General features: G+C 46.9%; 1 protein-coding gene. It reads left to right on the top strand.

Translation table 11 applies throughout. The features are described 5' to 3' along the window. Window positions 1-367 (top strand): cache domain-containing protein (locus tag CWC14_RS18585; protein WP_171036898.1); only part of this gene is annotated, 367 nt, incomplete at both ends.

Genomic DNA, 367 nt, shown 5'->3' with positions numbered 1-367 from the left:
TCACCCTATTTATTGCCCTTATTGCCGTCGCTTTGCTAGGTTTGCAAGCCTTGCGTCATGCTAGTGAAAACGACAATATTGCCCGTATTAATCAACTGATGAAAAGCACCGTCAATGTGGTTGAGGAGCTCGAAACCTTAGCGGCTCAGGGTGAGCTTAGTGACGCGCAAGCACAAGCTTACGCCAGCACCATATTACAAAATAATACTTACCATGATTCTGAGTATGTGTATGTAGTCAGCAGCGATCTCAACTTTGTTGCCGCACCGCATGATCCGCAATTGCACGGTACCAGCTTTAATGACTTCAAAGATGCCCAAGGCAACAGCATTGGTGCCATGGTGGAGCGCTTAGTTGGTAGCAAAAC

This window comes from Pseudoalteromonas sp. S3260, assembly GCF_005886925.1.
GTDB classification, from domain to species: Bacteria; Pseudomonadota; Gammaproteobacteria; order Enterobacterales; family Alteromonadaceae; genus Pseudoalteromonas; species Pseudoalteromonas tetraodonis.
The sequence above is the reverse complement of the archived record's forward strand: the minus strand, read 5'-3'. Positions and strand labels throughout refer to the sequence as shown.